3 protein-coding genes and 2 pseudogenes are annotated in these 3,568 nt (G+C 69.9%); 1 reads left to right on the top strand and 4 read right to left on the bottom strand.

Translation table 11 applies throughout. The features are described 5' to 3' along the window. Positions 1-94: pseudogene (locus ABTY04_RS40585) on the top strand (cupin domain-containing protein); the annotation flags it as partial. 33 nt (positions 95-127) lie between these two features. Here ABTY04_RS40585 and ABTY04_RS40580 read toward each other — a convergent pair. From ABTY04_RS40580 to ABTY04_RS40565, 4 genes and pseudogenes are all read right to left on the bottom strand, one after another. After that, on the bottom strand, positions 128-1,249 hold the full coding sequence (locus ABTY04_RS40580; protein ID WP_352218448.1) for an IS630 family transposase: 1,122 nt from the start codon (positions 1,247-1,249) through the stop codon (positions 128-130). Positions 1,250-1,332: 83 nt separating this feature from the next. Next, positions 1,333-1,590: pseudogene (locus ABTY04_RS40575) on the bottom strand (arsenic resistance protein); the annotation flags it as partial. Between the two features lie 195 nt (positions 1,591-1,785). Beyond that, a complete protein-coding gene (locus tag ABTY04_RS40570; protein ID WP_352218447.1) occupies positions 1,786-2,109 on the bottom strand; it encodes a CBS domain-containing protein in 324 nt (107 codons plus the stop codon). A gap of 108 nt (positions 2,110-2,217) precedes the next feature. Beyond that, positions 2,218-3,546 (bottom strand): MBL fold metallo-hydrolase RNA specificity domain-containing protein, encoded by a 1,329-nt coding sequence (locus tag ABTY04_RS40565; protein ID WP_352218449.1) that lies wholly within the window; start codon positions 3,544-3,546, stop codon positions 2,218-2,220. Positions 3,547-3,568 lie beyond the last annotated feature (22 nt).

The following is a 3,568-nucleotide window of genomic DNA, read 5'->3' as shown; positions in this document are numbered from 1 at the left end:
CGACCAGCCCGCCCACATGTGGGTCACCACACGTGTCGGGCTCACCGCCAAACTGGCTGACGGCAACACCATCACACCGCCCTGGGCTCACTAGTGTGCTGATGACCGCGTAGATTCGCCGGGTTCTTCAGGCTGCGGTGGCGAGGGGGCGCCCGCCCCAGCGGATGCCCTTTTCGCTTCGGATGCGGGCGCGTTCCTTGCGTTCGGCGGCCAGGACGTCGCGGTGACGGGCGTTGGCGTTGCGCCACCGCAGATAGGCGTGCAGTGCCCGGGTCTGCACGGTGTGGCTGGGATGGTTGGAGTGGGCGATAGTGAACTGCCGCAGCGGTCCGAAGTGGGCCTCGATGGGGTTCGCCCACGAGGCGTAGGTCGGGGTGAAGCACAGCTCGACCTTGTTCTTCTTCGCCCAGCGGCGGATGTCGGTGCCCTTGTGGGCGGAGAGGTTGTCCAGGATCACGTAGATCGGGGCGCCGTCGGGACGGGCGGCGCGGATGGACTTCAGCGCGGCCAGTGTGTTGGCGGCGCCCTTCTTGCGCCTGTTGACGCCCCATAGCCGGTCGTCGCCGACCGAGTAGCAGCCGTGGAAGTACCGAACGCCGTGGGTGCGGTGGTAGGTGGCGGGCAGCCGGTCGGGGCGTTTGCGCGTGGCCCAGCCCGAGCCTGCGGTGGGGCGGATGCCGAGCGGGCCGAACTCGTCGATGGCGAAGACCCGGTCCGGGAAGCGGTCGAGGACTTCCTCGATCCGGTCCAGCTTCGCCTCGCGTTCGGGGTCCGGGGATTCCTTCCAGGTCTTGGTGCGCTGGAAGGTGACGCCGCGGCGGGCGAGCAGGCAGCGTAACGCCTCGCGGCAGATGAGGATCATCCGGCCGTGTACTTTGCGCAGGTAGGCGACGAGTTTGCGCAGGGACCAGCAGGTGAAGGGCTGGCCGAGCTTGGTGGGGCGGGTGGTGGCCGTCTGGATGACGAAGTCCTCGTCATCAGGCGTGAGCAGGCGGGGACGGCCTCCCGCCCACTGAGGGTCCAGACAAGCCAGGCCGATCTCGTTGAACCGATGAATCACATCGCGCACGGTGTCCTCATCGGCCTGCACCAGCTGGGCGATCACCGGAACCCGGTTCCCGCCGGCCGAGGCCAGCAGCATCATCGCGCGCCGATAGCGCACCGAACTGGTGCTGCCCCGGCGCACGATCTGCTGCAGCTTTTGCCCTTCCTGGTCGGTCAGTCTGCGCACACGGACGGGCTCGGCCACCGCGCCTCCAGCGGTCGGATCGGACGTCACCCCACATCCAACCGTCACGACCGCCAACCCGGCGAACCTATGCGGTCACAGCAGTAGACGAGGCCGATGAGGACGGGGACTTCGATGAGGGGCCCGACGACTCCGGCGAGCACCTGGCCGGAGGTGGCGCCGAAGGTGGCGATGGCCACCGCGATGGCGAGTTCGAAGTTGTTGCCCGCGGCGGTGAAGGCGAGCGTCGCCGCCTTCGGATAGCTGAGGCCGACGGCGCGGCCGGCGGCGGCCATGGATCCGGCCCACATGACGGCGAAGTACACCAGCAGGGGCAGCGCGATGCGGGCGACCTCGAGGGGCGCCCTGGACGACGGTGACCTTGACGGCGTCGTGGGAGAGCGGGAACAGGCGCTTGATGACGCCGCGGTGGATGTCCGTGGCCAGTTCCTCGTCGGAGCGGAGGAAGACCTTGAGGAGGTCGGCCCGGCTGATGATGCCCTTGAGGGTGCCGTTGGCGTCGACCACCGGGAGCCGTTTGACGTGGCGTTCGGCCATCAGCCGGGCGGCCTGGGGGAGCAGGGCGTCGGGTCGGATCGTGCAGCTGGGGAGGTCATCAGGTCCTTGGCGCGGTCGGAGCCGGCCTTGGCGGTGTCACCCCTGCGGTGCATCTGCTCGACGAGGCCCGGGCAGTGTTCGTGGAACTCTTCCTTGGGGAGCAGGTCGGCCTCGGAGACCACGCCGACGACCTGGCCCTCGCCCTCGATGACGGGCAGGGCGGTGACCTTCCACCGCTCCATGGCTGTGGCGATCTCCTTGAACGCGGCGGCGGGTGTGACGGCCACGACCTTCGTCGTCATCACGTCGGCAACGGTGTACATGGGGTGCCTCCCGGCGTTTCCTCAGCCTCGGCTCGGAGCGTGGGGTCCGCGAGGGCGACCAGGTCCCGGCATCGGGAGAGGGGGACAGTTCGGTCCTGTCGTGGCTGCTCAGCGGATCAGGACCGCCTCGCCCGGCTTGGGCACGACGGCGGTCCAGCCCAGCTCGTGGTCGATGCGGTCGCGCAGGGTCTCGGCGGCGGTCTCCTCGCCGTGGACGAGGTAGGTGGTGTGCGGGGCGGGGGCGGCGCGCAGCCAGTTGAGGATCTGGTCGGCGTCGGCGTGCGCGGAGAAGTGCGGTACGTCGGCGACCTCGGCGCGTACGGGCACGTACTCGCCGAACATCTTCAGTACCCGGGCTCCGTCCACGAGGTTGCGGGCGCGGGTGCCCTCGGCGGCGAAGCCGACGATGACCACGGCGTTGCGGGGATCGGGCAAGGTCCGGTGCAGGTGGTGCAGGACCCGGCCACCGGTGGCCATGCCGGCCGAGGAGACGATGATCGCCGGGCTGGTGGTGCTGTTGATATCGATGGATTCCTGGATGGTGCGGGCGGCCAGGAAGGGCTCCGGGCTGAGGGCGGCCTCGCCGCGGGCGAGGATCTCGGGGCGGAGCGCGGGGGAGTGGGCGCGCAGCGTGTCGCGGTAGACGTCCAGGGCCGCCAGGGCCATGGGGCTGTCCACGTACACCGGCACGTGCCTCGGCAGGGTGCCGTCGCTGCGCAGCGCGGCGAGCTCGTGGAGGACGACCTCGGTGCGGTCGATCGCGAAGGCGGGAATGACGACGGTCCCGCCTCGCGCAAGCGTTCGTGTGATCACGGAGGCGAACTCCCGGCGCGCGGTCTCGTGGTCGTGGCGGCGGTTGCCGTATGTGGACTCCGTGAGCAGGACGTCGGCACCGGTGAACGGCTCAGGCGGCAGGAGGAGAGGGTGGCCGGGGCGGCCGAGGTCGCCGCTGACGGCGAGGGTGTGGCCGTCCTCCAGGGTCAGGTGAGTCCAGGCGGAGCCGAGGATGTGGCCGCCGTGGTGCAGGGTCAGGCGGGTCCCGCCCATGATTTCGACCTCGCTGCCGACCGGCACGGGGTCGAAGAACTTGATCGTCTGCTCGACGTCGTCATCGTCGTAGAGCGGCTTGGCGGGACGGTGCTTGGACCAGCCGTGATGGTTGGCATGCTCGGCGGCCTCCATCTGGAGGCGGGCGCTGTCGCGGAGCACGATCTCGGCCAGCCGGGCGGTCGCGGCGCTGGCCAGGATCGGACCGCGGAAGCCGTGGCGGACCAGGCGCGGTAGGTAGCCGCAGTGGTCCAGATGGGCATGGGTGACGACTACGGCGTGGATGTCGGCGGCGTCGCAGGGCAGCTCGTCCCAGTTCGAGCACCTCACCGCCGCCCTGGCCGAGACCGAAGCGCGACTTACGGATCTGACCACTACCCGGAAGGTCATCGCGGAACTCGCGCCGACGGGA

The sequence above is a fragment of the Streptomyces sp. NPDC097981 genome, from assembly GCF_040302565.1.
Taxonomy (GTDB): Bacteria; Actinomycetota; Actinomycetes; order Streptomycetales; family Streptomycetaceae; genus Streptomyces.
Note: the sequence above shows the minus strand (reverse complement) of the source record. Positions and strands in the feature narration are given on the sequence as shown.

Bases quoted from the DNA above. Each gene is read 5' to 3' on its own strand.
- ABTY04_RS40565 (WP_352218449.1), bottom strand. From the start codon at position 3,546: ATGACCTTCCGGGTAGTGGTCAGATCCGTAAGTCGCGCTTCGGTCTCG.
- ABTY04_RS40570 (WP_352218447.1), bottom strand. From the start codon at position 2,109: ATGTACACCGTTGCCGACGTGATGACGACGAAGGTCGTGGCCGTCACA.